We start from the raw sequence: 25,452 nt of genomic DNA on the forward strand, positions 1-25,452 counted from the left end.
CGATGACGGAACGACCTGCCCAGCGTGTCCCCAACCGGCAGCTCTCGGCACTGATCGCCGAGGCCGGGTTCTCCAACGCCGGGCTCGCCCGCCGTGTCGACCAGCTCGGTCTGGAGCACGGTCTCGATCTGCGGTACGACAAGACCTCCGTGACTCGCTGGCTGCGCGGGCAGCAGCCGCGCGGCACCACGCCGGCGCTGATCGCGGAGGTGTTCACCCGGCGCCTGGGGCGGCGGCTTTCGGCCCAGGACCTGGGCCTGGACGCGTGTGCCCCGGTGTACGCGGGGCTGGAGTTCGCGGCCACCCCCGAGGAGGCCGTCGACATCGCGAGCGGGCTCTGGCGCAAGGACTCCGGTTCGCACGCCGAGCTGCGCAAGATCGCCTTCACCCCCGCCGGGCTGGTGGTGCCCAGCCGCGACTGGCTGATCGGGCGCGCCGACGAGCGGGTCGGCCGGGGCGCGGAGCAGGCCGGCGCGCGCGTTCCCGAACAGGGCCGTCCCGAGCAGGGCCGCCACGAACAGAGCCGTCCCGAGCAGAACCGTCCCCTGCCCGGCCGGGCCTCGGTGCCCCGGCAGCGGCAGATCGACCGCGGGCCCGGGCAACGGGTGACGGGCGGCGACATCGCGGCGCTCAGATCGGTGGGCGAGCTGTTCCGCACCCTGGACCACGCCTACGGGGGCGGCCATGCCCGCCAGGCCCTGGTCCGGTACCTGGAACACGAGGCCGAGCCGATGCTGCGCGGCACCTACGGGGAGACCACCGGGCGCCGGCTGTTCTCCGCCGCCGCCGATCTGACCCGGCTCGCGGGCTGGACCTCGTACGACATCGCCGCGCACGGGCTCGCCCAGCGGTACTTCGTCCAGGCGCTGCGCCTGGCCCAGGCCGCCGGGGACCGGCCGTACGGGGCGTACGTGCTGATCACGATGAGTCGGCAGGCGGTCTACCTGGGCCACGGCCGGGAGGCGGTGCAGTTGGCCCGGGTGGCCCAGCAGGGCGTGGGCTCCGGGCCGCCGCCGGTGGTTCAGGCGCTGCTGCACTCGGCGGAGGCGCGCGGGCACGCGGTGCTCGGGGAGGTCAGGGCGTCGACGGCCTCGCTGGTGCGGGCCGAGCGGGCGCTGGGCGCGGCCCGGCCGGGGGACGACGTACCGCACTGGGCGCGGGACTACGACGAGGCGCAGCTCGCGGACGAGTTCGGGCACTGCCACCGGGACCTGCAGCAGTACCGGGCCTCGGCGCAGCACGCGGAGCGGTCCTTGCAGTTGCGGGCGCCCTCGTACGCGCGCTCACGGCTGTTCTGCCGGGTGGTGCTGGCCACGGCGCGGCTGGGGCTGGGCGAGCTGGACCAGGCGTGCGCGCTGGGCGCGGAGGCGGCGCAGCAGGCGAGTGAGATGCGGTCGGTGCGGGCGGTGGAGTACGTACGGGACTTCGAGCGGCGGCTGGAGCCGTACCGGGACGCGTCGGCGGTGCGGGGGTATCGGGACCGGGTGGCCGCCTTGTCCTGACCCTGCGGGTCGGCCGGGGGCTGTGGCCCCGGGCTGTGGCCCCGGGCTGTGCCCCCGGGCTGTGCCCCCGGGCTGTGCCCCCGGGGCCCGGCGGTGGCTGCGCCGTGGTGTCCCCGCGGGTCGGCTCCCGGGGCTCCGCCCCGGACCCCGCTCCTCAAACGCCGGAGGGGCTGATTTTGCCCTGCGGGCAACCAGCCCCGAGGTGGGTTGTGACCCGCGGGGCGACTCCGAGGTGGGTTGTGACCCGCGGGGCGGCGCGGCCCCGCGGGCTCGGTGGGTGGTTGGCTCAGGCCGCCACCGGGAGGGCTGCTTCCCGGGGGGACGGGACGGGGATGCCGAAGTCGCGCAGGAGGGCGGCCGCGGCGCGGCGGGCCGAGCGCAGGGCCCCCTCGACGGTGTTGGTGTCCCGGTGGTCGCCGCACACGTACAGCCCGGCCAGGACCCGGACGGTGCGCCGGGTGTCCTGCGGCGGCGGCATGGCGGGGACGGCCTCGGGGGTGTGGTGGACGGCGAGCAGCTCCCAGTCCCGGGTCGCGGTCTCGTAGAGCCGGGCCAGGCGCGAGGCGACCGTCCGGGTGGGCGGCGGCGGGCCGAGCACGGTGGTGGTGACCAGGCTGCGGCCGGCGGGGGCGCGCGTCGGGTCGACCGCGCTCATCACCGCGGTGTAGGCGACGGGCCAGTCCGGGTCCCCGTCCAGGAGCAGCGAGCCGTCCCAGGCGAGCGGGGTGGTGGTGGCGTGGTGCATCACGGTCACCTGGTGGAAGGCGGGCACGCGCAGGCCCGGGAGCAGTTCGGCGGCGGCCCGGGCTCCGGTGGCCAGGACCGCGGAGCGGCAGCTGAAGTCGCCGTGTTCCTCGGTGGTGACCAGGTTGGTGGCGACGGAGCGGACCCGGACCCCGGTGCGTACCGTGCCGGGCGGCAGCGCGGCGGCGAGCAGGCCGGGCAGGGTGGCGGCGCCGCCCTCGGGTACGGCGAGGCGGCCGCGCGCGAAGGTGCGCAGGGCCAGGTCGGCGACCCGGCTGGAGGTGGTGAGTGCGGGGTCGCGCAGGAGCGCGGCGAGGAGCGGGCGCAGCGTCGTACCGAGGCTCCTGGAGCTCAGCGCGGCGTGCGCGGTGCGCTCGGGGCGGGCCAGGAGGCGTTCCTCGGGCAGTGCGGCGAGGCGCGCGAGTGCCGCGCCGATCCGGGCCTGGTCGAGGGAGCCGCTGGTCAGGGCGCGGGCGCGGGTGAGGGCGCCGGCGCGCAGCGTTCTGCCGTCGCTGTGCACGAGGGCGCCGGGTGCGAAGGCCTTGAGGACCAGGCCTTCCAGGCCCGGGGTGCGGGCCGGTTCGGTGTAGGCGGTGTTGAGGAGCTGGCCGATCCGGTCGAGCCGGAAGCCGTCCACGGTCTCGGTGGCCATCCGGCCGCCGGGGTCGTCGGCGCCCTCCAGGACGATGACCGTGACTCCGGCCGCGATCAGGTGGTGCGCTGCCGCGAGTCCGGAGACTCCGGCTCCTACGATGACCACGTCCGCATGGTGTGCGTGTGCGCTGTTGAGCACGTGCCCCTCCCCGAGGTCGGCCCGGCTGTGTGGGGAACCTCCTTCCCCCAACCGGCTCCAGCGGAACCCGAGTTGGGTGTGCCATTACGGGTAATGCGGTCAACTCCGGTCGCACGGCGGTCGCATTCGGCTCACGGATGGTCGCACGTGTGCGCCGGGGCGCTCCCCCTAGAGCCCCGGGCCGTTTCAGGCCCGGCGGCCCGGGCCGTTTCAGGCCTCCAGCGCGGCCCTGATCGACTCCTCGATCCCCGGGTACCGGAAGACGAACCCGGACTCCAGCAGCCGGGCGGGACGCGCCCGCTGACTGCCCAGCACGTCCTGGGCGAACTCCCCGAGCACCACGCGCATGACCGGCGCGGGCACGGCGAACACCGTCGGGCGGTGCAGGACCCGGCCCATCGCGGCGGTGACCTCGCGGTTGGTCAGGGGCTCGGGGGCGGTCAGGTTCACCGGCCCGGCCAGGGCGGGGGTGTCGATGATGTGGCGCAGGGCCGCGATCTCGTCGTGCATCGAGATGTACGACCAGTACTGGCGGCCGTTGCCGAGGCGGCCGCCGATGCCCGCCTTGAAGATCGGGAACAGCTTCCCCCAGGCCCCGCCCTCGGCGGCGACGACCAGTCCGGTACGGGCGAACACGGTCCGGACCCCGGCGTCGCGGGCGGGCGCTGCGGCGGCCTCCCACTGCACGCAGACCTCGGGGAGGAACCCCTCGCCGGCCGGGGAGCCCTCGTCGACCGCCCGGTCTCCCGTGTCTCCGTAGTACCCGACGGCGGATCCGCAGACGAGTGTCGCGGGCGGCTCGTCCATGGCGGCGACGGCCGAGGCGATGGCGGCCGTGCCCTTGACCCGGCTGTCGCGGATCTCCCGCTTGTAGGCGGCCGTCCAGCGGTGGTCCCCGACCCCGGCCCCGGCGAGGTGCACGACGGCTTCGCACCCGGCGAGCCCGGCCGGGTCCACGTACCCCCGCGCGGGGTCCCACCGCGCCTCGCCGGGTCCGGCCGGCTCGCGCCGCACGAAGCGGACGAGCTCGTGTCCGTCGGCCTTCAGTGACCGCCCGAGGGCGCTGCCGATGAGCCCGGTGGCACCGGTGACTGCGATACGCATGGCCCCATCTTGGCAGCGGGCCCACGACGACGGGGGCGCCGGACCACGCGGGCGCGGGGGCACGCCGGGGGGGGCGGCGGCGGGCCGGGGCACCGGCAGCGGGCCGGAGTCTGCGGCAAGCCCCTCCGGCGGCGGCAGGCCGTCAGATGGCGAGCCCCCGTCAGGAGGCCGGACAGCCAGTCAGGCGGCAGACCCCTCACCCGGTGGGCCCAAAGGCGGCGGCCGCGTCAGGTGGTTGCGCCCAGCCACGTGCCGACCGCGTAGGTCACCGCCATCGCCAGGGCCCCGCCGGCGACGTTGCGCAGGATCGCGCGGGCCGCGGGCGCCCCGCCCAGCCGTGCGCTGAGCACCCCGCACAGGGTCAGGGACAGCAGGACCGCGACCACGGTCACCGGGACCCGCTCCGACGCCCCCGGCAGGACGATCGCCAGCAGCGGCAGCAGCGCCCCGACCGTGAACGCCACCAGGCTCGCCGCCGCCGCGTGCCAGGGGTTGGCCAGCTCGTCGGGGTTGATCCCCAGCTCCACCCGCGCGTGCGCCCGCAGCGCGTCCCGCTCCGTCAGCTGCTCGGCCGCCTCCCGGGCCACGGACTCGCTCAGCCCCCTGCCCACCAGCAGCCCCGTCAGTTCCTCCAGCTCCTCCTGCGGCGACTCCTCCAGCTCGCGCCGCTCCACGTCCAGCGCGGCCTTCTCCGAGTCCCGCTGGGAGCTGACCGACACGTACTCCCCCGCCGCCATCGACAGCGCGCCCGCCAGCAGCCCGGCGACGCCCGCCGCCAGGATCGCCGTCCGCGAGGTCGTGGCCCCCGCGACGCCGACGACCAGGCCCGCCGTGGAGATGATCCCGTCGTTCGCGCCGAGCACCCCCGCGCGCAGCCAGTTCAGCCGGGTACTGATCGCAGCGCTCTGCTCCGCCGCGCCGCGCTCCGCCGTACCGTCCGCTTCCGTCACGCCACCACTGTCGCGGCAGCCGCCGGAAGGAGCCACCCGGCGTGCGCGCCTTCGGCGCCGGGATCAGGGTGGAGGGGTGAGACGCCGACGCGAGGAGCCGGGCTGGCTGCGCGGGGCGCCGCCGCCGCGCTGGGCACGCCTCGCGCCCGCGGTGGCCCTTGTCGTGCTGGTGTTCGTGCAGCGCATCACCCCGGGCGACGTCGAGCTGGGCTACTTCCTGGCCGGGCTCCCCCCGGTGGCCGCCTTCGCCTACGGGGCCGCCGGGACGGCCGTCTTCGCCGGAGTGGTGCTGGTCCTCATCGGTCTGCCCTCGCTCGGGATCGCCCACGCCCGGGGCTCCGACCTCGCGACCGTCGCGGTGATCGGCCTGCTCAGCGTGGTGGTCGCCTGGGTCCGAAAACGCCGCGACGCCCAGCTGGTGAGCGTGCGCACCGTCGCGGAGGCGGCGCAGCTCGCGGTCCTGCCGCCCGTCCCCGAACGGGTCGGCGCGGTCGGCTGCGCGGGCCTCTACCGGGCGGCGCAGCACGGCACCCTGGTCGGCGGCGACCTGTACGACGTACGGATCGGCCCCTACGGCGTGCGCGCGCTGGTCGGCGACGTCCAGGGCCACGGCCTGGCCGCCGTCGGCACCGTGGCCTCGCTGCTCGGCGCCTTCCGGGAGGGGGTCCTGGACGACGCGGAGCTCACGACGGTGGCGGCCCGGCTGGACCGGCGGCTGCTCGCGGACTCGGCGGCCGAGTCGGTGGCGCACCCGGAGCTCTTCGCGACGGCGGTGCTGCTGGAGTTCCCGCCCGGACTGGACCTCGTACGGATCGTGTCGTGCGGGCATCCCCCGCCCCTGCTGCTACGGGGTTTCACGGTCTCGGAAGTCGACGTGGACCCGGGGCCTCCGCTGGGCCTGGGCCTGGCCGGCCCCACCCCGGCGGCGCCGGCCGAGCTGCGGATCCTCCCCGGGGACCGGCTGGTGATGTACACGGACGGTGTGACCGAGGCCCGCGACGCGGCGGGGAACTTCTACCCGCTGGCCGCGCGCGTGCCCGTCCTGGCGACGGATCCGGCGGGCCTGGCCCCGGCGGTGTGGCGCGACTTGCGCTCCTTCACCGGGGGCGGGCCGCGCGACGACGTGGCCCTGCTGGTGTTGTCCCTGTCCCTGTCCCCGGAGCGGGACGGGGCATGGGAGGGGGCGCGGGGCGGAGCGCAGGCCGGTGCGCACGGCGGGGCGCGCGGCGGGAAGAAGGCCGGCCCCGGCGCGCGGTGACCATGCTCCCGGCCCCGCTCCAGGTGGACTCGGCCCTGACGCGCGCCGCCGAGGACGGGGGCAAGGTCGTCACCCTCACCCTCGACGACGGCCCGGACCCGGCGACTCCGACGATCCTCATGCACGACGGGGGCGGCGAACGCTCCCAGTCCGTCGAGGCCCTCGAAAAGCTGCTGCCGTGGCTCAAGGAGCAAGGGCTACGGCTTCAGCTTCCCGAAGGTCCCCGAGGCGGGCTGAGGCCTACCCGGCGTCGCGGATGAAGGAACGGACCAGCTTGCAGGTCACGTTCGACGGCCGCCGGATGCCCGTCCGGACGGCCATCGTGCGGATCTTGCGGTTGGTGGCGCGCTGAGCGTCATACGTGCCCGAGTCGAGCAGCGATATCGCCAGCCGCATCGCCTTCAGCCGCCGGTTGTGGCTCTCGTACCACTCGCGGGGCAGCCCCGCCGGCAGCGGCTTCTTCTTGACGGGCCCGATGGTGTGCAGGGTCATGGCAGTGGCCATCTACAGCCTCCCAAAGGCAAGTTGGCGTCCTGTCCTTCTCCTTGAATTTTACCGGCGACCACTGACAAAGGACCTGGCCAGACAGCACCTCGCTAAGCTTTCGGGCATGGAGATCTGGATCAATCCCGCCTGCTCGAAGTGCCGCAGCGCCCTGACCCTGCTGGATGCGGAGGGCGCCGAGTACACCGTCCGCCGCTACCTGGAGGACGTGCCCTCCGAGGCCGAGATCCGCGAGGTCCTGGGCCGGCTGGGCCTGGAGCCCTGGGACATCACCCGCACCTCGGACCCGCTGGCCAAGGAGACCGGCGTACCGGACCTGCCGCGCGAGGAGACCGAGGAGGCCCGCGGGGCCTGGATCAGCCACCTGGCGGCCCACCCGAAGCTGATCCAGCGCCCGATCATCACGGCCGAGGACGGCACGGCGGTGGTGGCCCGCTCGGAGGAGGCCGTCCGCGAAGCCCTCTCCCGCACGGTCTAGTGCTGTGACCGGAAAGGTTCACCGGGTCGCGACGCCCGCGTTCACGAACTCCACGACGCGCCCGATCTGCTGCTTCTTGGTCGTGCCGGGCACCGGGTTGTGGGCGTAGACGAGCCGGCGGCCGGCCTGCTCGGTGGCGAACACCCCGGTCGACCAGCCGGGGCCGGAGCCCGTCTTGCCCCAGACCACGGTGCCGGCCGTCTCGTGGCGCATCAGGCCGGCCGCGCTGAAGCAGGCCCTCGGCGACAGGCAGGCGTTCTCCTTCGCGTTGGGCACGTCCGGGACCTCGTACAGGTGCCGCTGCTGTGCGGGCGGCAGCAGCCGGCCGCCCAGCAGCGCCGCCATGAAGCGGTCCAGGTCGGCCGCGGTGGAGACCAGGCCGCCCTCCGCCCAGAACCTGGCCATCCGCGGATCCGTCGACATCCGCGTCTGACGCAGCCCCAGGGGGTGCACGATGCGGCGCTGCAGCTCCTCCACGTAGGTCCGGCCGGTTATCCGCTCCACGAGCAGGCCGGCGACGAGGGTGTTCGTCCCGTTGTACTGCTGGGCCGTGCCCGGGGCGGGTATGCGGCCGGGGCGGGCGTCCGCGTCCGCCGCGAACGTCTCGAGCACGACGGTACGTGGATCAGCGGACTCGCTGGTGACCACCGGCAGGTCGGCGGTGTGGTCCATGAGCTGCCGGACCGTCACTTCGGCGTAGGCGCCGGGTATCAGGTCGGGCAGGTAGCGGCGCACCGGCGCGTCGATCTCGATCCGGTGCTCCGCGACGAGCCGCAGCACCAGGGCGTTCGTGAACAGCTTGGTGACGCTGCCGATCGGGACTTCCGCGTCCGCGGCGACCGGCCCCCCGGTCCCGGTCCACGGCGTGCGCAGCCCCTCGCCGGACAGCCGCGCCAGGGCCCCCGTCGAAACGCCGTCGGGCAGGGAGGCCAGCAAGGACCGCAGCGCGGCGGGGTCGTGGGCGGCCGCCCACTGGGCGTGGAACGTCGTCGCGGCGGAGCCGTCGGACGCGCCGGACCCGCCGGACCCGCCGGTCGAGGCCAGTGCGGCCGGGGCGCCCGCACCCACGGCGAGGACCGCCAGGGCGATGCCGGTGACGGCGATCCGGCGGAAGGTGCGGGGGCGTGCGTTCATCGGTGGCTCCTGGAGAAGGCGACTCGGTGGGCGGTCTGGGCTCTGACACCAACACTCCGCCACCCACCGCGCGTTGCCCATCGGTGATCACCCTGACCGGACCCCGAGGCCACCCCGAAGGGGCCTGGGGGCGAACCCCGAGGCCTGCCGTCACCTTCCCGCCGCCGCCCGCCCGAGGCAGCCGGAAAGGGGACGGCAGCCGCCGGCAGCCGCCCTACTCCCCCACCACCACCCGCCGCTGGTGGACCCGCAGTTGAAGGGCGGCGAGATCGAGGAGCGGGGTGGGGACGGCGAGGCCGCGGGCCCGGGCGGACAGGTCGCCGAGCACGTGCTCGACCTCGGTCGGGTGACCGGCGACCAGGTCCCGGTACATCGACGGGGTCAGCGGCGAGTCCGGCGCGGCCAGCGTCCGGGCGGTGAAGGCGACTTCGGACTCCGGTACGGGGTACCCGGCGGCGGCCGACACGGCGGCCGCCTCCGCGAGGACCGCGAGGCCGAATTCGGTCCCGCCGGGCACGGCGTTGACCTCGCCGACAGCTCCGCGCGCCAGGGAGGTCACCGCCGCCAGGGTGGTGATGAAGACCCACTTGTGCCACATGGCGCCGATGATGTCGGGCACTTCGGGGGTGTCGATCCCCGCCCCGGCCAGCACCTCGCGCACGGTGTCCACCCGCGCCGAGGGACGGCCGTCGCGTTCGCCGGTGAGCACCACGGCGGGCGGGGCCAGCCGGAGGATGTCGCCGTGCTCGTTCAGCGTCGTGACCACCTTGGCCACCCCGCCGAGCACCGCCGCGTCCCCGAACCGGTCCGCGAGGTGGTCGAGGTGGGCCATGCCGTTGAGCAGGGGCAGGATCGCCGTCCCGGGGCCGACCGCCGGGGCGAGGTCCCGGGTGGCCGCTTCGAGGGACGTGGACTTCACGGACAGCAGGACGAGGTCGTACGTCTCCGCCAGCGCGTCGGCGGTGACGAGCTGCGGGGCGAGGGCGATCTCCTCCCCCGGCCCGCTCACCCGCAGCCCGCGCGCCCGCAGGGCCTCGGCGCGCCGCGGGCGCACCAGGAAGGTGACGTCCCGGCCGGCCCGGGCGAGGCGCGCTCCGAAGTAGCCGCCCGCGGCGCCGGCCCCGACCGTCAGGATCCTCATCCGGCCGATCCCGCCGGTCGGACGGCCTTCGCCAGGGCGGCGCGGACGGCCGCGGCGCCGGCGACGGCCCCCGGGGCTTCGGAGAAGCCCCCCGGACCGGCCGTGTCCTCGGCGTACGGGAGGACGTAGACGGGTGTGTCGCGCTGGAAGCGCCAGCTCTCGGCGAGCGTCCCCGCGTCGACCGCGTCGTAGCCGAGCAGGTCCAGGAGGCGGGTGGCGGACGCGCGGGCGGCCGGGTCCTCGGCCGCGATCGGCAGGGCCGAGCGGTCCGGGGAGCCGGCCGGGCGGGCGAGGGAGAGCAGGTGCTTGAAGTAGATGTTGTTGAACGCCTTGACGACCTGCGCCCCGGCCAGGTGTTCCTGGACGAGCTCGCTGGTGGTGGTCTCCTCCGCCTCCAGGGCGGGGAAGATCCCGTCCCGCTGCGGGTAGTAGTTGAGCGTGTCCAGGACGACCTTGCCCGCCAGCGCGTCGGCGGGCAGCTCTCGGTAGTTCTTGAGGGGGATGGTGGCCACGACCCAGTCGCCGGCCGCGGCCGCTTCGGCCGGGGTGGCGGCCCGGGCCGGCGGGCCGAGCTCGGCGACGAGGGCGTCCAGTGTCTCCGGTCCCCGGGAATTGCTGAGGACCACGTCCAGCCCCGCGTCCACGGCGAGCCGCGCGAGGGTGCTTCCGATGTTGCCGCTTCCGATGAGTCCAAGAGTTGCCATGCGGGGTTCAAGTCGCCCGCGATCCACGGTATTCCGCCGCTGCGCCACCGGGGGACGAGGCCACCCCACCGCCGTCGCCGCACCCTCACCTCACCCTCACCTCACCCTCGCCGCCCCCTCACCGCCCCCTCGCCGCCCTTCGCCGTCACCGCCCCCGCCACGGGCCTTCACCTCGGCCCCACCCCGCGCCTCGTAGGGTGGGGCCAGCGCAAAGGGGACGTACCGCACCAAAGGATCCGTCGTGAACGAGCAGCAGCACCCGAGGCCCACCACGCCCGGCGAGCCGGAGGTGCCGCCGACACCTCCGGCTCCGCCGGGCCTCCCGGTGTCCGTGCTCCCCCCGCTCCCCCCGCCCCGGCGCGGCGCCGACTGGATGTTCGGCGGGGTGTACGGGACCGTCCTCGCGTCCGGGCTGCTGGCCGCGCTCGACCAGAAGGGCGGGGAGTACACCCCCTTCTACGACGCCAGCTGGGTGCTCGTCACCGCCGCCACGGCCGGGCTCGCGCACGGGTACTCGCACCACATGAGCACCCATCAGGCCGGCTCCGCGGGCCATCGGTGGCGGATCCTGGGGCGGGCGCTGTGGAACGAGTGGCCCATGATCGCGGCCACCCTGCCCACGGTGCTGCTCCTGCTCGTCGCCGGGCTCACCGACTGGGACTCGCACGGGGTGACGGCCGTCGGGCTCGGCGTGAACACCGCGATGCTGTTCGCCTGGGGTGCCTTCGTGGCCCTCCGGGTCGGCTACAAGCTCGCCTCGGCGCTGCTCATCGGGGTCGCCGACGCCACGATCGGGCTGGCCATCATCGCTGCCAACGCGGTCATCAAGTGACGGTGACCGCAGCCTCAGGGACCACGGAGCGGGAGCGCATACGGGCCCACGCCCGCCCGCCTCACTCCAGCAGCTGGCCCTCCGCCTCCGCCAGGATCTCCGTAAGCCGGGCCCCGAACTCCGCCCCCCGTACGTCCGGCACCCCGGTGCGGGCCGAGGTGAGGAGCGCGTCCAGGGCGCGCCCGTAGGCGCCCTGGACGTCGTTCCAGTCCGGCAGGCCGAAGACACCGGCGGTCCCGCGCAGTTCCAGCCCGACCCCGGCGGCCGCGCGCGGGGAGCTGAGGCTGAGCACGGCGGTGCTGGCCGCGCCGGAGCTGTGGCGCAGGGCCAGCTGGACCACGTCGGCGGGGCCGCGGGTGGCGCTCACCTCGGTGACGTCGCCGAGGACCGGAATGAGTACGGACAGGGCGTGCGGCCCCACGTCCCACAGCCCGCCCTTGGCCTTGCGCCAGGGCGAGTCGGCGTAGGCGCTCGGTTCGCCGTCGGGCGGGAAGACCGCGCCGAGCCAGTGTGCGGCGGCGGTGAACCAGCCCGTGCGCTCCGCCTGCTCCACGACCCAGCCGGCGGTCGGCTCGGCGAAGCGCAGGGTGAGGAAGACGACGGAGGCGACCCGGTGCTCGGCCACGGCCTCGGCGACCGCGCGGGCGTCGGCCGGTGTGGTGGCGACGGGTTTGTCGAGCAGCAGATGGCAGCCGGCGGCGGCGGCCCGCACGGCGAGCGGGGCCTGCACGTCGGGCGGGAGCGCGAAGGCCACGGCGTCACAGTCGGCGAACAGCGCGTCGGGGTCTTCGTACACCTTCACACCGAACTCGCGCGCCAGTTCGGCCGCGGCTTCGGGGCGCCGGCCCCAGACTCCGGCGAACTCGGAGCCGGGGTGCGCGGCGAGGGCGGGGGCGTGCGTGCGGCGGGCCCAGGGGCCGGTGCCCAGCAGCCCGACCCGGGGGCGGGGCCCGGGAGCGGCCTCTGCGGCGGCATCTCCGGCGGACGTCAAATCGTACGAAATGCTCACCCGCCCAGTCTGCCCCACCCGGACGGGTGTCCCGACGCCAACCCTCTCGACCACGCCCACCTGCGGCGCAAACCTCGGTAACACGGGGTTCACACACGGGCAACGGAAGAGAAATCGCGAGCGTGCACGCTGCGGTCTACACCGCAGAACGAATTTCGCAGTACGCGAGCCACAGGGACGTGAACCGCCGTACGCGATCCGCAGGACGCAGCGCAGCACCCGCAGAGTCTGCGCCGGAGCGACGCACCGAAGGATGGGGCCCGTGAGCTACAAGGCTGAGTACATCTGGATCGACGGAACCGAGCCGACGGCGAAGCTGCGTTCCAAGACCAAGATCATGGCGGATGGCGACGCGCTGCCGATCTGGGGCTTCGACGGTTCGAGCACCAACCAGGCCGAGGGCCACGCCTCCGACCGCGTACTGCAGCCGGTGTTCACCTGCCCGGACCCGATCCGCGGCGGCGACAACGTCCTCGTCCTGTGCGAGGTCCTGAACATCGACATGACCCCGCACGAGTCGAACACCCGCGCCCTGCTGCGTCCGATCGCCGAGAAGTTCGCCGCTCAGGAGCCGATCTACGGCATCGAGCAGGAGTACACCTTCTTCGACGGCGCCCGCCCGCTCGGCTTCCCGGTCAACGGCTTCCCGGCCGCGCAGGGCGGCTACTACTGCGGCGTCGGCTCGGACGAGATCTTCGGCCGCGACATCGTCGAGAAGCACCTGGACCACTGCCTCGCGGCGGGCCTGGCGATCTCCGGCATCAACGCCGAGGTCATGCCCGGCCAGTGGGAGTTCCAGGTCGGCCCCGTCGGCCCGCTGGAGGTCTCCGACCAGCTGTGGATCGCGCGCTGGCTGCTCTACCGCACCGCCGAGGACTTCAACGTCTCCGCGACGCTGAACCCGAAGCCGGTCAAGGGCGACTGGAACGGCGCGGGCGCGCACACCAACTTCTCCACGAAGGCGATGCGCGAGGACTACCGCGCGATCATCTCCGCGGCCGAGTCCCTCGGTGAGGGCAGCAAGCCGCTGGACCACGTCAAGAACTACGGCGCCGGCATCGACGAGCGCCTGACGGGCCTGCACGAGACCGCCCCGTGGAACGAGTACAGCTACGGCGTCTCGGACCGCGGCGCCTCCGTCCGCATCCCGTGGCAGGTCGAGAAGGACGGCAAGGGCTACATCGAGGACCGCCGCCCGAACGCGAACGTGGACCCGTACGTGGTGACCCGCCTCATCACGGACACCTGCTGCACCGCCCTGGAGAAGGACGGCCTGGTCTGATCCCGGCCGGCCGCCCCTGACACCATCCCGGCGCCCGTCCTCCCCCTCGGGAGGGCGGGCGCCGTGCTGTCGGTGGCGCCCGACGGCGCTTCCGTGGGACGGATCCGTGGGACGGATCTGTGGGACGGATCCGCCCACGATGCAATACGGGCGATGGAGACGGACTGGAGGAGGCGGCCGGGCGGGTGACGGTTTGTCGGGATTGCCATGGTGCGTTCAGGGCATGATCACGGAATATGGGATTCCGCTCCATCAGGTGAGACGGGGCCTGCCCCGGCGCCCCCGCATCTGCTTGAATGGGGTCATGGCCAGCTACCCGCACACCTCGACCGGTCGCAGCGACCTCGAGCCGTTCTGGCCTTCCCGTCAGGATCATGATTTCGACCGGGTGTGTTGCCGCGCGAAGAACGCGCCGGCCCTCTAAAGCCTCCGGGACTCCAACCGACCTTCCCCGAGGCCTTCGGTCTGCGCGGTACGACACAAGACGACGCCTTTACGTACGTCTCCTGCCGACCACTCCGCGTGAAAGAGCTGACCACTCATGGCGAACACCCGTTCCTACGCTTCTGCCGCCTCCGCTGCGACCCCTCCCCTGACCTACCCGGCGTTCCCGCCCAGTCCGCGCCACCGCCTGCGGGCCGTGGACCGCGACGAGGTGGCCCGCGTCGTTGACTTCCTGCCGCCCGGCGCCACCTGGCTGCCCGCTCCCCCGCACACCCTGCCGACCCTGCCGGGCCAGCCTCCGATGATCGGCTACCTGGTGCTCGTACCGGCCGATCAGCAGCCGCCGACCGCCTTCTCCCCGCGGTCCGTTCCCGCCGCCTCCGTCCCCTCCGCCCCCTCCGCCCCCGCGCCCGGCGCGGCGGCCGTCACCGGCGACGCCCTGGTCCGCATCGACCCCGCGCAGCGCACGGCCGAGGTGGACGGCGAGGTCCTGGACCTGACCTACCTGGAGTTCGAGCTGCTGGCCCACCTGGTCGCGCACCCGCACCGGGTGCACAGCCGCGACCAGTTGGTGACCACCGTCTGGGGCTACGGCCACGTCGGCGACGGCCGCACGGTCGACGTCCACGTCGCGCGGCTGCGCCGCAAGCTGGGCGCCGCCCACCGCGGAGCCATCCAGACCGTACGCCGGGTGGGGTACAAGTACGCCCCCTGACCGGGACGGCGGGCCCGTGCTCACGCGAGGGAGTGGGAGTGCGGGCCCGTCCGGGCGGCGGGTGGACGGATTGATCAACTCGACCTGCCGCAAAGGGGACTTCCTCGCACATCCGTGCTGATCAGGCCCCGTTCCTGTCGTAGGCTTTTCCGTCGTGACCATCGGAACCGGCAGCGTACTTGCCCCACTTGAGCCCCAGGACCCCCGCGAGACCGCCGGATACCGGCTGATCGCCCGGATCGGCGAGGGCGGCATGGGCACCGTCTACCTCTCGCACACGCGCGGCGGGCAGCCGGTCGCACTGAAGCTGATCCGCCGGGAGTTCGGGCAGGACCCGGACTTCCGCAGCCGGTTCGAGCAGGAGGTGCGGGCCGCGCGCCGGGTGCAGGGCTACCACCTCGTACCGGTCCTCGACCACGACACCACGGGCGCCCTGCCCTGGCTCGCCTCGGAGTTCGTACCCGGGCTGTCGCTGCACGACGCCCTCAGCGCCTACGGTCCGCTTCCGCTGAGCACGGTCTTCCAGTTGATCGGTTGCACGGCCCGGGCCCTCGGCTCCATCCACGCCGCGGGGGTCGTGCACCGGGACCTGAAGCCCGCCAACCTGCTGCTCGGCGCGGCCGGGCCGTACGTCATCGACTTCGGGATCGCCCGGGCCGCCGACAGTACGCAGCTCACCCGCACCGGCGGTGTCATCGGCACCCCGCAGTACATGTCCCCCGAACACGCTCTGGGCGCCGAGGTCACCACCGCGAGCGACCTGTTCGCGGTCGGGCTCATCGCCGCGGTCGCGGCCACCGGGCGGCATCCCTACGGGACCGGCGGAGCCACGGCCCTCGGCGTGCGGATCGCCAACACCGACCGGCTGCCTCCGGACCTGAGCGGCTACCCGGCCGAACTGCGGCCGCTGCTGGAGCGCTGCCTGACGGCGGACCCGGCGGAGCGGATCGGCACGGACGAGCTCGCCGCACTGTGTGAATTGGCCGCCGGACGGCCGCTGGGCGACTTCTCGGACTGGCTTCCGGAGCCGGTCGGGCAGGAGATCGCCCGCCGGGTACGGGCCGCGGCGAACCCGCCGGCGCCCACGGTCGCGGACACCGGTGCCGCAGCGGCCGGCGGCGGGTTCGGCCCGGCCGGTACGGGAGCGGGGACCGGGGTCTCATCCGGCGCCGCCGCCCGGGTCCACGACGCGGACACGGCGTTCGCACCGCCCCGGCCCGCCGGGCCGCCGGGGCAGCCGCAGCCTCAGCCGCAGCCGCCGCGGCCGAGCCACCCGACGTCCGTACCGCCGGTCTCGGCCCCGGCTCCGGCTCCGAAGGGGTTCCGGGGCGGGCTCGTCGCCGCCTCCCTCGTCGCGGCCGTCCTCGCGGGAGCCGGCACGGTCTGGCTGCTGGACGAGGACGACTCCAAGGACGACGCGAAGGCGCCCGCCGCCCGGCAGGAGACGCCGGCCGCGCCCGCGTCCGGATCACCGGACCCGGCCAAGGCCTCCTCCGCGCCGAAGACCTCGGCCTCGGCCTCCGCCGCGCCGAAGGCCGCGTACACGGTGGTCTTCCAGGACAAGCCCCTGACCCTGCGCGCGCCCTCCTCCAGCACCGGAACCCACGTCGACCTGGACGCTCCGAAGGTCGTTCCCAACGGGGAGATCGGCGAGGACCGGGACATGGAGCTCACCTACCACGACTGGAGCGACGCGGGCCTGGTCTTCCAGACGGCCACGGGCAAGAGCCCGGGCAGCACGCCGGAGGAGTGCAAGGACGCCGTCGCCACCAACGCCCTGGCCTCCAAGCTGACAAGTGACCAGCTCGAGCAGGGCAAGGAGCTCACGAAGGGCACCGTGCTGTGCACGGTCACCAGCGACGGGAACCTGGCGATGCTCCGCATCACCGAGGTGGTGCCCCACAAGGGGGGCTTCCGCCCCGTACCCGACTACGTCACCGCACTCACCCTCTGGAAGATCGGCTGACGCCGTGGGCCCGGGCTCCTCAGGAGGAGGCCCGGGCCCACGGACGGTGATCCAGACCTCGGCGCCGGCGCTGGCTCCTAGGCCTTCGCCGTGCGCCGCGACGCGGCGAAGCCCAGCACCAGGTCGCCCGCCAGGAACACCAGCAGGCTGATGCCGAGCATCGGCAGGAACCAGCCCACGACGGCCGTCGCCGCGGCCAGCGGGAGCAGCAGCGTCACCGGCAGCTTCCGCCACGCACCGCGCGGCTGGGGGCGGCCGGCCGAGAGGGCGCGCTCCTTGGTCGGGCGGCGCAGCCACCACATGCGGTAGCCCCAGACGACCATGAACATCACCAGGACCGCCAGCGCGGCCAGGGCCAGCTGGTTGGCGAGCCCGAAGGTCAGGCCCATGTGCAGGTCGATGCCGAAGCGGGTCAGCTGGGCGAGCATCGGGTGGTCGGCGAAGCGGAGTTCGTCCATGACCCGGCCGTCGGCGGGGTCCACGGCGACCGCGTCCAGGTGCACCGGCACCTGCTTGTCCTGCTCCTTGACCACGTACCCCTTGCCCTGCGCGGGCAGGGTGATCCGCAGCGACTCGGTGACCCCGGCGGACCGGGCCGCCGCCACCGCTCCGTCGAGGCCGATTACATCGACCGGCGCCGCCGGGGCGGGCACCGCCTGCTGGGTTCCGCCGGCCGCGCCGTGCCCGGCGTGCTCGCCGCCCGCGTCGGCGGCGGGGGCGCCGGGGAGCTTGGCGGCCACGGCCGGGGTGCCCCCGCCGAGGCCGTCCTTGAGTTCGCCGATGTTCTCGCCGGCGTACCTCGACCAGGTCAGGCCGGTGGCGGAGAGGCCGACGAGGCCGACCGCGATCCAGACGCCGACGGAGCCGTGCCAGGACAGGGTCTTGCGGCGGCCCGTCGCCGTGCGTTCCGGCACGACGAGGGCGGCCTTACGGGCGCGCTTGCGGCCGGTCCACAGCGCGAGCCCGCCGAGCGCGACCACCCACAGCCAGCTCGCGGCGAGCTCGCTGTAGTTCCGGCCGAACTCCCCCAGGTGGAGGCTGGCGTGGAACTCGCTCAGCCAGGCCCGCAACGGCAGCGCGTCCCCGACGGTGGTGAGCTTCCCGCGGACCTCGGCCGTATACGGATCGACGAACACGGTGAGGGTCTCGCCCTCGGCGAGTCCCGGGCTCTCCATGATCACCCGGGTGGTGGCATCCGCCTCGGGCGCGGGCCAGACGGCCGTCACCGTGCCCTGGGGCGCGGCCTTCGCGGCCGCGCCGACCTGGGCGCTGAGCGGCTGCGCGCTCGCGCCGACGCGGTCGACCGTCAGCTGGTCGGCGTAGAGGATCTTCTCGGCCTGCCAGGAGCCCGCGTAGAGCAGCCCGGTGGTGGCGGCGACGAGCAGGAGCGGGGCGATCAGCAGCCCGGCGTAGAAGTGCAGGCGCAGGAGCAGCGGCCGCAGGGCGGCCCAGGTGCCGGGCGCGTGGGCGGGGGCGGACCCGGAATCGGTTCCGGTTTCGGTTTCGGTTTCGGTTTCGGTTTCGGGTGCGTCGGGGTCCGCTGCGCGGACGACGGCCTCGTCGAGAGACATGGGTGTTCCTAGGTGTTGGCGAAGACATGGGTGAGCGGCCCCAGGTCTCGCCCCCCTTTCCGGGGAGTGCGCCGTTCGGTCAGGCGCGGGCAGGACGGCCGGGGGCCGTGATACGGATCCGTCCGCGCGCGGGCGGCCCGCGCCGCTCGGCGGTGTGCGCGTGCACGGCACCGCGCAGGGTGCGCGGTCGCTCGTACCGGGCGGGCCGCAGCGCCCTCGACGGCGGTACGGGGATCCCGCGCGCCCGGAGCAGGGCGAGGACCCGGGAGAGCGGCCGGGCGGCGAGCAGCGCCCCGGCCGCGAGGGCGGCGGCGAGCCGGAAGACGGCGGCCTCGCCCCAGGCCAGCCAGAGCGCGCAGAACAGCCCGGCGAGGGCGTGCGCGGCGACCATGCCGAGCCCGTCATGGGCGTGACCGGCGGCCATCTCACCCATCCCGGCCAAGCCGTCCATGGCGCGCATGCCCTCCATGCCGCTCATGCCGTCCATGGCGTGCATGCCGTGCACGGCGTCGGCGGCCGCGCCCTCCATGCCGGCATCCGCGCCCATGCCCATGCCCGCACCCGCCCCCGCACCCGCCTGATGACGGCCGCCCGCCGAGGCGGAGAAGAGGAGGTGCAGGACCGCCTGTACGGCGAGCAGCGCCGCTGCGATGGAGAGCGGTCCGCGCCGGCGCCCGGCGGAGAGCCAGGCGAGCCCTCCGGTCAGCCCGAATGCGGACAGAAGCACCAATGCCGGAAGGTCCGTACCGGACATGTACGAATGCCCCACCGCACCCAGTGCGACGGCCACCGCCGCGAAGAGCGCGGCCCGCGTGGCGCGCATCGGCGCGGGGCTGTGTGTCATGACCTGGGAATGCTGCCACGGCCCCCCGCCTCGCCGAACGGCGCCCCCGTGGCCGATCATGGTCCGATGAGCCCCCTGCCGTTGACGGTCCCGTTGAGCGCGGTGTACGCGGGCACGGTCCAGCTCGGGGCCCACGCCCTGGAGCGGCTGGATCCTGCGGTGCGGGAGCGGCTGCTGCGCCGCTGCTCCACCAACGCCGACAACCTGGACGCCGGCCGCTGGGAGACCCTGCCGGCCAGCGCCTTCCTCGTCGAGGAGCCGATGCCGCTGCCGTACGCGCTCCTGCTGGCGGCCGTCCTCGGGTACGCCGAGTACGCCTACGGGGCCTGGTGGACGGCGGCGGCCTTCCTCTTCGGGCACGTGACGGCCACCCTTCTGGTCTACGGGGTGCTCCGCCGGACGGCCGACCCCCGGACCCGGCGGGCGGTGGACGTGGGCACCAGCTACGGGTTCAACACCGTGCTCGGCGCGCTGACCTCGGCGCTCCCGCGCGGGCCGGTGCGCACCACCGCCCGGGTCGGGCTGCTGGCACTCGCCGTCCGGCCGGTGCTGCGGCGGGAGCGGACCTTCACCGACGCCGGGCACCTGGTGGCCCTGGGGCTCGGCCTCGGGGTCTCGCTGGCCGCCGATTACCTTTCCGGAGCGAAATCTCCGAAAATCATAGGGATGACACGCGTCATCCAGCGTGCTTCGTCCTGATCCGTCCCCTTCTCGGATCATTCGATTCTCTGATCACACTTCTCTGAGCACACTTCTCTGAGCACGTTGGAGCCGCCACGATGACCGCCACCCCCGCCACGACCGTCGCCAACCTCCGGGACCTCGGCGGTACCCCGCTCGCCGACGGCCGCCGCGTCCGCACGGGCCTGGCGCTGCGCTCCGGCCAGCTCGACCGGCTCGACCTCGACGTCGACCGCGCGGTGGCCGCGCTGGGCATCGGGACCGTCATCGATTTCCGTTCCGGCGCCGAGCGCGGCGACCACCCCGACCGCGTACCGGCCGGCGCCCGGCTGCTCATAGCCGACGCCCTGGCCGACAAGATGTCCGCCGACAGCCCGGGCAACGGCGGCCCGGGGAAGATCCCCGCCGCCCAGCTCAAGGACCTCCTGTCCGACCCGGTGGTCGCCGAGGAGCACCTGGGCGGCGGCAAGGCGCAGGCCCTGTTCGCCGGCATCTACCGCTCGCTGGTGAGCTCCGCCTCGGCGCAGGCCGCGTACCGGCTGCTGCTCACCGAGCTCGCCGACCCGCAGTCCGGGCCGGTGCTCTTCCACTGCACGGCGGGCAAGGACCGTACGGGCTGGGGCGCGACCGTGGTCCTGTCGCTGCTCGGCGCCGACGACGAGACGCTGATGAGCGAGTACCTGTCGGTCAACCCGGCGGTGCGGATCGCCTTCGCCCCGATGATCGAGGGCTTCACGGCGGCCGGCGGCGACCCGGACATCGCGCTGGCGCTGATCGGCGTCTTCCCCTCCTACCTGGAGGCCGCGCTGGACGAGGTGAACACGCGCTACGGCTCGATGGAGAAGTACGTCCGCGAGGGCCTCGGCGTCCCGGACGAAACGGTCGAGGCGCTGCGCGCCCGCCTGATCGCGTAGGGATTGATCCGAACGCGCGCGCTGGGACCGGGTGACCATCCGACCATTCGCTCGTTCTGCTGAACGTGACTGCGCCGGATACCGCCACCCGCCCCCTCCCGCCCGATGTCGAGCAGGCCGAGGCCGCCATCGTCGAGCACTATCCCCGGCTGGTGCGGCTGGCCTATCTGGTGCTGCCGCCCGCCCTCGGCCGCCATCGGCGGGTGCTCACCGCCCACTCGCTGGCCCAGCGCGCCCTGCCGCGCGGGCGGCGGGACGGCACGGCCGCCGCGCAGGCCGCGGTGCAGGGCGGGGTTCCGGGGCAGCGGGGCGGGGCGGGGGCCGAGTCCGGGTATGCGTACGTGCGGCTGCGCGTGCTGCGGTCCGCCCTGGAAGCCGGGATCCCGGTGACGTTCCGCGCGCTGCCCCGGCGGGCCCAGCTGCCGCCGCTGCTGCCCCAGGTGTGGGGGCTGCGGCTGTTCCCGCGCTCGGGCGGGGCCGAGGAGCTGGCGCTCGACCAGTGGCTGGCCACCCTCGACGGGCCGGGCCGGGCCGCGTGCGTCCTGCGGGCGCTGGAGCGGCTGCCCGAGCCGGAGGTGCTGCGGGTGCTGACCGAGGCGGGGGTGGCCAATCCGGCCGCCGCCGTCGCGGAGTCGGGGGATCCGTCGACCGACGAGCTGTTCGCCTCCCCCGAGTTCGACCCCTGCGTGCTGCAGGCCCGGCCCACCGACCTGCTGCGCCGCCGCCGGCTCGTGCGGGCCGGGATCGCCGCCGGGGCCGCCCTCGCCGTGTGCGGGGTGCTGCTCGCGCTGCCCGGCGGCGGGTGGGGGGCCGACGGGGCCGCCGCTCCGCTCTACGCGAGGAACGCGGCGGCGGAGCAGGCCCTGGATCCCGGGCAGCTGGTCCGGGTCGCGCCCACGGTCTGGGGCACGTCCTCGCGGACCGACTACTCCGGCTGGCCCGCGCGCGGGGACCGCGTCGACGATGCCGCGCTGCTGCGGCGGGCGCTGGCCGTCTGGGCCCGGCCGGGCCGCTCGGTCGTGGTCTCGGCCACCCCCGGCACCCCGTCCGGGCCGCCGATGGGGCCCCCGCAGCTGCTGTTCGCCGGGACCGTGGACCAGGCCGTCGTGGTCCTGCTCTACGACGGCCTGCGCGTGGCGCGGTACGCCGAACCGCGCTCCGGCACCGACATCGCCGCCCTCGACTTCGCCCGGACCGACGGCGCCTCGGCGGACACGGCGGCGGCCCTGGTGCTCAGCCGGGTCGACGGCAACGTCCGCTACCTGGCGGCGCCGTGGGTGACGGGCGCGACGCGGCGGGACCTGCTGAAGCCGGGGGACGCCCCGACGGGACTCGAGCTGACGGCGGAGGGGGTCACTCCGCCGGTGCCGAGTCCCGCCCCGGACGGCACGTGTACGAGCTGGAACGCCCTGGCCCTGACCGGTGACGGCGCGACCCGGCTGATCACCGACCTGGGCGAGCTGACCCCGGCCCGGCTGACCTCGGGGGCGCCGGGCGCCGAGCGGAACGTGACGGAGGGCGCGGAGCTGGGCGACTGGTCGCGGATCGCGTGCCTGCTGCCTTCGGTGCGCTCGCACGGGGTGCGCACGGTGAACGCGTGGACGTACGCGAAGCAGCCGCTGCCCGAGGGCGACGGCACGGCGACCTGGCTGTGCACCCGGGCGGAGACCTGGCAGGGCACGGCGGACCGGGTGCAGGCGCAGTTCCTGGCGCCGGGCGCGCCGCTGGCGGCGCAGGCGGCGAAGGCCGAGGGCTCGCCGGCGTGCGGGCCGCGGGAGCCGCGGGTGCTGGCCGGGGTGCTGTGGAAGTCGAAGGCCGGGCAGTGGTACGTACTGGCTGCGGGCAGCGCGCAGTTCGCTTCGCTGACCGTGGGCGGCGGCCAGGTGAGCGGGGTCGCGGTGGGCAACCGGCTGGCGGTGAAGGCTCCGGCGGGGGCGCAGGTGGAGCTGACGGGCAAGCTCACGGACGGCTCGAAGGCAGGGGTGTTGAGGTAGCCCCGGCCCCGCCCGACCCGGCCTGACCCGGCCCGGCCGGCCCGCACAGGGCCCGCAGGAAGTGGTGGTAGAGGGGTTTCCCTCCCCTCTACCCATCAGTACATTGACGCCATGTCTAATACGCCGCCCGCGTCGCCCGCCCCCGTGGCGTCGGAGCACATAGATCTGAAGGCCCGGAACGTGTCCTTCTCCTGGGAGGACACCCCGCTCCACTGGCTGCCCGGCGACCCCTTCGCCAACCACACCATCAACGTGCTGCACCTGCTGCTCCCGGCGGGCGAGCGCTGGTTCGTGCACGTCTACAAGCAGGTGCTCCCGTACATCACGGACGAGCGGCTGCGCGAGGACGTCGTCGGGTTCATCGGCCAGGAGGCCATGCACGCGAGCGCGCACGACGACGTGCTCCCCCACCTCAAGCGGCTGGGTCTGGACCCGACGCCCTACACGGCGCAGATCGACTGGCTCTTCGAGAAGCTGCTCGGCGACCGGACGCTGCCGCCGGGCGCGGCCCGCAAGTGGTGGCTGATGGAGCGCGTGGCGATGATCGCCGCGATCGAGCACTACACGGCCTTCCTGGGCAACTGGGTGCTCAACGCCGACGAGCTGGACCGGCGCGGCGCGGACCCGGTGATGCTGGACCTGCTGCGCTGGCACGGCGCGGAGGAGGTCGAGCACCGGTCGGTGGCCTTCGACCTGTTCATGCACCTGGACGGCAACTACCGCCGCCGGGCGCGCACCTGGGCCACCGCCTTCACGGCGCTGGTCTTCCTGTGGCAGCGCGGATCGCGCTACTTCATGGAACACGATCCCGGACTCCCGCCCGGGTCCAAGGCATCGGTGCGCCAGTTCTACCGCTCGGGCCGCAAGGGGACCCTGCCGTCCACGGGCGCGATGCTGAAGTCGATCCCGACGTACCTCTCGCGCACCTACCACCCCTCGCAGGAGGGCTCCACGGCGCAGGCCGTCGCCTACCTGGCCTCCTCCCCCGGCGCGAACGGCGGTGGCCACCGATGAGGCGCGCCCTCACGGTGACCGCGCTCGCGGGCGCCGCATGGCTGGCGAAGCGGGCGATCGGCCGGCGCATCGACTCCGGATCGCCGCTGTGGCCGCTGCCCGCGCTGGAGACCCCGGTCTCGGGGTACTCGCCGCGCCGGTGGATCCCGGCGCTGATCGTCTCCCGTACCGAGCCGGCGGACGGGGTGCTGTCCCTGACGCTGGAATCGGCGGAACTCCCGGAGTGGGCCCCGGGCGCGCACCTGGACGTGCAGCTCCCCTCGGGGCTGGTCCGCCAGTACTCCCTGTGCGGCGACCCCTCCGACCGGGGCCGCTACACGATCGCGGTCCGGCTCGTGGAGGACGGCCGCGGCGGCTCGCGCGAGGTGCACGCCCAGCTGGTGGAGGGCGCGGAGCTCCCGGTCCGCCCGCCCCGCAACCGCTTCCCCCTCGTCCCGGCCCCGTCCTACGCGTTCGTCGCGGGCGGGATCGGCATCACCCCGGTCCTCCCGATGCTCCGGGCGGCGACGGCGGCCGGCGCGGACTGGACCCTGCTCTACGGGGGCCGCTCGCGGGCCTCGATGCCCTTCCTGGCCGAACTCGCGCGGTACGGGGACCGGGTCACGGTCGTCCCCGAGGACGAGGCGGGCCTCCCCGACCTGAGCGTGCTCGGCGCGCTCGGCCCGCAGACCCCGGTCTACTGCTGCGGCCCGGCCCCCCTGATGGCGGCGGTCGAAGCGGCCGCGCCGTCGGGCACCCCGGTCCACTTGGAGCGGTTCGCCCCGGCGGCCGCGGGCGGGGACGCGAAGCCCTTCACGGTGGAACTCCGCCGATCGGGCCGGGTCGTGGAGGTGGCGGCGACGGAATCCGCGCTGACCGCCGTGCGGCGGGAGCTCCCCAACACCCCGTACTCCTGCGAGCAGGGCTTCTGCGGCACGTGCCAACACCGGGTCCTGGCGGGGGACGTCGACCACCGCGACACCCTCCTCACGGATGGCGAACGCGAGGACTCCATGCTCCTGTGCGTCTCCCGCGCGGCCTCGGACCGCCTCGTCCTGGACCTGTAGGGGGCCCCTGCGGGGGTGCGCAGTAGGGTGTCCGCATGACAACCGGGGTGCGGCGCAGGATGGGTGTCGAGGAGCGGCGGCAGCAGCTGATCGGGGTGGCGCTGGAGCTGTTCAGCCACCGGTCGCCCGACGATGTGTCCATCGACGAGATCGCGGCGGCCGCGGGGATATCGCGGCCGCTCGTCTACCACTACTTTCCCGGCAAGCTGAGCCTCTACGAGGCTGCGCTGCGGCGGGCGGCCGACGAGCTCGCGCTGCGGTTCGTGGAGCCCCGGGAGGGGCCGCTCGGGGCGCGGTTGCTCCGGGTCATGGGGCGGTTCTTCGCCTTCGTCGACGAGCACGGGCCCGGTTTCTCGGCGCTGATGCGGGGCGGTCCTGCGGTCGGCAGCAGCCGGGCCAACGCGATGATCGACGAGGTGCGCCAGGCGGCGTACGAGCAGATCCTCACGCACCTGGGCGTCGGCCTGAAGGCTCCGCCCGCCCGGCTGGAGCTCGTGGTGCGCTCGTGGGTGTCGCTGGCCGAGTCGACGGCGCTGATCTGGCTGGACGGCCGGCGGATCCCGCGCGCCGAGCTGGAGTTGCAGCTGGTGCACGATTTCGCGGCGCTGGCCGCGGTGAGCGCCGCCTACGACGCGGAGATGGCGGGGATCCTCGTACGGATCCTCGTGGACGAGCCGGCCGACGGGCCGTTCGGGGAACTGGTGGGGCGGCTGGTGGCCCTCGTCCCCCAAGGACCCGGCCCCACGGGATCCGGCCACACGGGATCCGGCCCCTCGGTGCCCGGTCCGCGGTGACGGACCGTCCTTGATCGAATGGTGCGCAATAATG

The 25,452-nt window shown here is 74.5% G+C and carries 24 protein-coding genes; 14 read left to right on the forward strand and 10 right to left on the reverse strand.

Annotated elements, in window-relative coordinates:
- The first annotated feature begins 2 nt into the window (after positions 1 to 2).
- Positions 3 to 1,502 (forward strand): NsdA family TPR-like regulatory protein, encoded by a 1,500-nt coding sequence (locus AC3IYI_RS10945; protein ID WP_489409988.1) that lies wholly within the window; start codon positions 3 to 5, stop codon positions 1,500 to 1,502.
- A 286-nt stretch (positions 1,503 to 1,788) separates the two neighbouring features.
- Here the strand turns inward: AC3IYI_RS10945 and AC3IYI_RS10950 are convergent, their stop codons facing one another.
- From AC3IYI_RS10950 to AC3IYI_RS10960, 3 genes are all read right to left on the reverse strand, one after another.
- A complete protein-coding gene (locus tag AC3IYI_RS10950) occupies positions 1,789 to 3,039 on the reverse strand; it encodes an FAD-dependent oxidoreductase (protein WP_489409989.1) in 1,251 nt (416 codons plus the stop codon).
- A 210-nt stretch (positions 3,040 to 3,249) separates the two neighbouring features.
- Positions 3,250 to 4,143: a TIGR01777 family oxidoreductase gene (locus AC3IYI_RS10955; RefSeq protein ID WP_489409990.1), complete on the reverse strand. Its 894-nt coding sequence runs from the start codon at positions 4,141 to 4,143 to the stop codon at positions 3,250 to 3,252.
- Between the two features lie 227 nt (positions 4,144 to 4,370).
- Positions 4,371 to 5,093, reverse strand: coding sequence for a VIT1/CCC1 transporter family protein (locus tag AC3IYI_RS10960; RefSeq protein ID WP_489409991.1), 723 nt, complete (start codon positions 5,091 to 5,093; stop codon positions 4,371 to 4,373).
- A 76-nt stretch (positions 5,094 to 5,169) separates the two neighbouring features.
- On the opposite strand from AC3IYI_RS10960, the gene AC3IYI_RS10965 reads away from it, so the two are divergent.
- Positions 5,170 to 6,351 (forward strand): PP2C family protein-serine/threonine phosphatase, encoded by a 1,182-nt coding sequence (locus tag AC3IYI_RS10965; protein ID WP_489409992.1) that lies wholly within the window; start codon positions 5,170 to 5,172, stop codon positions 6,349 to 6,351.
- A complete protein-coding gene (locus AC3IYI_RS10970) occupies positions 6,348 to 6,611 on the forward strand; it encodes a hypothetical protein (protein WP_489409993.1) in 264 nt (87 codons plus the stop codon). The genes AC3IYI_RS10965 and AC3IYI_RS10970 overlap by 4 nt, the downstream gene beginning before the upstream one ends.
- Here AC3IYI_RS10970 and AC3IYI_RS10975 read toward each other — a convergent pair.
- On the reverse strand, positions 6,592 to 6,855 hold the full coding sequence (locus AC3IYI_RS10975) for a hypothetical protein (protein WP_243329786.1): 264 nt from the start codon (positions 6,853 to 6,855) through the stop codon (positions 6,592 to 6,594). The genes AC3IYI_RS10970 and AC3IYI_RS10975 overlap by 20 nt on opposite strands.
- Positions 6,856 to 6,961: 106 nt before the next feature.
- Here AC3IYI_RS10975 and AC3IYI_RS10980 point away from each other — a divergent pair, with 106 nt between their 5' ends.
- Positions 6,962 to 7,333 carry an ArsC/Spx/MgsR family protein gene (locus tag AC3IYI_RS10980; RefSeq protein ID WP_489409994.1) on the forward strand — a complete coding sequence of 124 codons (372 nt, stop codon included), beginning with the start codon at positions 6,962 to 6,964 and terminating at the stop codon, positions 7,331 to 7,333.
- A gap of 18 nt (positions 7,334 to 7,351) precedes the next feature.
- Here AC3IYI_RS10980 and AC3IYI_RS10985 read toward each other — a convergent pair whose 3' ends face one another.
- The 3 genes from AC3IYI_RS10985 to AC3IYI_RS10995 form a co-directional block, all read right to left on the reverse strand.
- Positions 7,352 to 8,467 carry a serine hydrolase domain-containing protein gene (locus AC3IYI_RS10985; RefSeq protein ID WP_489409995.1) on the reverse strand — a complete coding sequence of 372 codons (1,116 nt, stop codon included), beginning with the start codon at positions 8,465 to 8,467 and terminating at the stop codon, positions 7,352 to 7,354.
- 214 nt (positions 8,468 to 8,681) lie between these two features.
- Complete coding sequence (locus tag AC3IYI_RS10990; protein WP_489409996.1) at positions 8,682 to 9,608, reverse strand: 2-dehydropantoate 2-reductase; 927 nt, start codon at positions 9,606 to 9,608, stop codon at positions 8,682 to 8,684.
- Positions 9,605 to 10,312 carry an NADPH-dependent F420 reductase gene (locus AC3IYI_RS10995; RefSeq protein ID WP_489409997.1) on the reverse strand — a complete coding sequence of 236 codons (708 nt, stop codon included), beginning with the start codon at positions 10,310 to 10,312 and terminating at the stop codon, positions 9,605 to 9,607. Before AC3IYI_RS10995 ends, AC3IYI_RS10990 begins: the two co-directional genes overlap by 4 nt.
- Before the next feature lie 241 nt (positions 10,313 to 10,553).
- Between AC3IYI_RS10995 and AC3IYI_RS11000 the strand changes: the two genes are divergently transcribed.
- Positions 10,554 to 11,144 (forward strand): hypothetical protein, encoded by a 591-nt coding sequence (locus AC3IYI_RS11000; RefSeq protein ID WP_489409998.1) that lies wholly within the window; start codon positions 10,554 to 10,556, stop codon positions 11,142 to 11,144.
- A 61-nt stretch (positions 11,145 to 11,205) separates the two neighbouring features.
- Here the strand turns inward: AC3IYI_RS11000 and AC3IYI_RS11005 are convergent, their stop codons facing one another.
- The gene (locus AC3IYI_RS11005) at positions 11,206 to 12,135 is read right to left on the reverse strand and encodes a Gfo/Idh/MocA family protein (protein ID WP_489411501.1); all 930 of its coding nucleotides are present in this window, start codon (positions 12,133 to 12,135) and stop codon (positions 11,206 to 11,208) included.
- A gap of 280 nt (positions 12,136 to 12,415) precedes the next feature.
- Between AC3IYI_RS11005 and glnII the strand changes: the two genes are divergently transcribed.
- The 3 genes from glnII to AC3IYI_RS11020 all read left to right on the forward strand — a co-directional run bounded on the left by glnII (position 12,416) and on the right by AC3IYI_RS11020 (position 16,560).
- Positions 12,416 to 13,435 (forward strand): glutamine synthetase, encoded by a 1,020-nt coding sequence (gene glnII / locus AC3IYI_RS11010; RefSeq protein WP_422522132.1) that lies wholly within the window; start codon positions 12,416 to 12,418, stop codon positions 13,433 to 13,435.
- 541 nt (positions 13,436 to 13,976) lie between these two features.
- Positions 13,977 to 14,594 (forward strand): winged helix-turn-helix domain-containing protein, encoded by a 618-nt coding sequence (locus tag AC3IYI_RS11015; RefSeq protein WP_489409999.1) that lies wholly within the window; start codon positions 13,977 to 13,979, stop codon positions 14,592 to 14,594.
- A 154-nt stretch (positions 14,595 to 14,748) separates the two neighbouring features.
- Entirely contained in the window at positions 14,749 to 16,560 is a 1,812-nt protein-coding gene (locus tag AC3IYI_RS11020; protein ID WP_489410000.1) for a serine/threonine-protein kinase, read from the forward strand.
- 77 nt (positions 16,561 to 16,637) lie between these two features.
- On the opposite strand, the gene AC3IYI_RS11025 is transcribed toward AC3IYI_RS11020, so the two are convergent.
- Positions 16,638 to 18,131 carry a PepSY-associated TM helix domain-containing protein gene (locus tag AC3IYI_RS11025; RefSeq protein ID WP_489410001.1) on the reverse strand — a complete coding sequence of 498 codons (1,494 nt, stop codon included), beginning with the start codon at positions 18,129 to 18,131 and terminating at the stop codon, positions 16,638 to 16,640.
- Between the two features lie 79 nt (positions 18,132 to 18,210).
- Positions 18,211 to 18,975, reverse strand: a complete 765-nt coding sequence (locus tag AC3IYI_RS11030) for a hypothetical protein (protein ID WP_489410002.1) — start codon at positions 18,973 to 18,975, stop codon at positions 18,211 to 18,213.
- A gap of 66 nt (positions 18,976 to 19,041) precedes the next feature.
- On the opposite strand from AC3IYI_RS11030, the gene AC3IYI_RS11035 reads away from it, so the two are divergent.
- From AC3IYI_RS11035 to AC3IYI_RS11060, 6 genes are all read left to right on the forward strand, one after another.
- A complete protein-coding gene (locus tag AC3IYI_RS11035) occupies positions 19,042 to 19,674 on the forward strand; it encodes a rhomboid-like protein (protein ID WP_489410003.1) in 633 nt (210 codons plus the stop codon).
- A gap of 80 nt (positions 19,675 to 19,754) precedes the next feature.
- On the forward strand, positions 19,755 to 20,570 hold the full coding sequence (locus AC3IYI_RS11040) for a tyrosine-protein phosphatase (protein WP_489410004.1): 816 nt from the start codon (positions 19,755 to 19,757) through the stop codon (positions 20,568 to 20,570).
- Positions 20,571 to 20,635: 65 nt separating this feature from the next.
- Positions 20,636 to 22,564, forward strand: a complete 1,929-nt coding sequence (locus AC3IYI_RS11045; protein WP_489410005.1) for a hypothetical protein — start codon at positions 20,636 to 20,638, stop codon at positions 22,562 to 22,564.
- A 111-nt stretch (positions 22,565 to 22,675) separates the two neighbouring features.
- Entirely contained in the window at positions 22,676 to 23,578 is a 903-nt protein-coding gene (locus AC3IYI_RS11050) for a metal-dependent hydrolase (RefSeq protein WP_489410006.1), read from the forward strand.
- On the forward strand, positions 23,575 to 24,624 hold the full coding sequence (locus AC3IYI_RS11055) for a PDR/VanB family oxidoreductase (RefSeq protein WP_489410007.1): 1,050 nt from the start codon (positions 23,575 to 23,577) through the stop codon (positions 24,622 to 24,624). The genes AC3IYI_RS11050 and AC3IYI_RS11055 overlap by 4 nt, the downstream gene beginning before the upstream one ends.
- A 35-nt stretch (positions 24,625 to 24,659) precedes the next feature.
- The gene (locus tag AC3IYI_RS11060; protein WP_489410008.1) at positions 24,660 to 25,418 is read left to right on the forward strand and encodes a TetR/AcrR family transcriptional regulator; all 759 of its coding nucleotides are present in this window, start codon (positions 24,660 to 24,662) and stop codon (positions 25,416 to 25,418) included.
- Positions 25,419 to 25,452 lie beyond the last annotated feature (34 nt).

This window comes from Streptomyces sp. GL_148, from assembly GCF_057834205.1.

Coding starts and splice junctions, on each gene's coding strand:
- AC3IYI_RS10945 (WP_489409988.1), top strand. CDS start 3: ATGACGGAACGACCTGCCCAGCGTGTCCCCAACCGGCAGCTCTCGGCA.
- AC3IYI_RS10955 (WP_489409990.1), bottom strand. CDS start 4,143: ATGCGTATCGCAGTCACCGGTGCCACCGGGCTCATCGGCAGCGCCCTC.
- AC3IYI_RS10975 (WP_243329786.1), bottom strand. CDS start 6,855: ATGGCCACTGCCATGACCCTGCACACCATCGGGCCCGTCAAGAAGAAG.
- AC3IYI_RS10980 (WP_489409994.1), top strand. CDS start 6,962: ATGGAGATCTGGATCAATCCCGCCTGCTCGAAGTGCCGCAGCGCCCTG.
- AC3IYI_RS10985 (WP_489409995.1), bottom strand. CDS start 8,467: ATGAACGCACGCCCCCGCACCTTCCGCCGGATCGCCGTCACCGGCATC.
- AC3IYI_RS10990 (WP_489409996.1), bottom strand. CDS start 9,608: ATGAGGATCCTGACGGTCGGGGCCGGCGCCGCGGGCGGCTACTTCGGA.
- AC3IYI_RS10995 (WP_489409997.1), bottom strand. CDS start 10,312: ATGGCAACTCTTGGACTCATCGGAAGCGGCAACATCGGAAGCACCCTC.
- AC3IYI_RS11015 (WP_489409999.1), top strand. CDS start 13,977: ATGGCGAACACCCGTTCCTACGCTTCTGCCGCCTCCGCTGCGACCCCT.
- AC3IYI_RS11025 (WP_489410001.1), bottom strand. CDS start 18,131: ATGTCTCTCGACGAGGCCGTCGTCCGCGCAGCGGACCCCGACGCACCC.
- AC3IYI_RS11030 (WP_489410002.1), bottom strand. CDS start 18,975: ATGACACACAGCCCCGCGCCGATGCGCGCCACGCGGGCCGCGCTCTTC.
- AC3IYI_RS11035 (WP_489410003.1), top strand. CDS start 19,042: ATGAGCCCCCTGCCGTTGACGGTCCCGTTGAGCGCGGTGTACGCGGGC.
- AC3IYI_RS11040 (WP_489410004.1), top strand. CDS start 19,755: ATGACCGCCACCCCCGCCACGACCGTCGCCAACCTCCGGGACCTCGGC.
- AC3IYI_RS11050 (WP_489410006.1), top strand. CDS start 22,676: ATGTCTAATACGCCGCCCGCGTCGCCCGCCCCCGTGGCGTCGGAGCAC.
- AC3IYI_RS11055 (WP_489410007.1), top strand. CDS start 23,575: ATGAGGCGCGCCCTCACGGTGACCGCGCTCGCGGGCGCCGCATGGCTG.
- AC3IYI_RS11060 (WP_489410008.1), top strand. CDS start 24,660: ATGACAACCGGGGTGCGGCGCAGGATGGGTGTCGAGGAGCGGCGGCAG.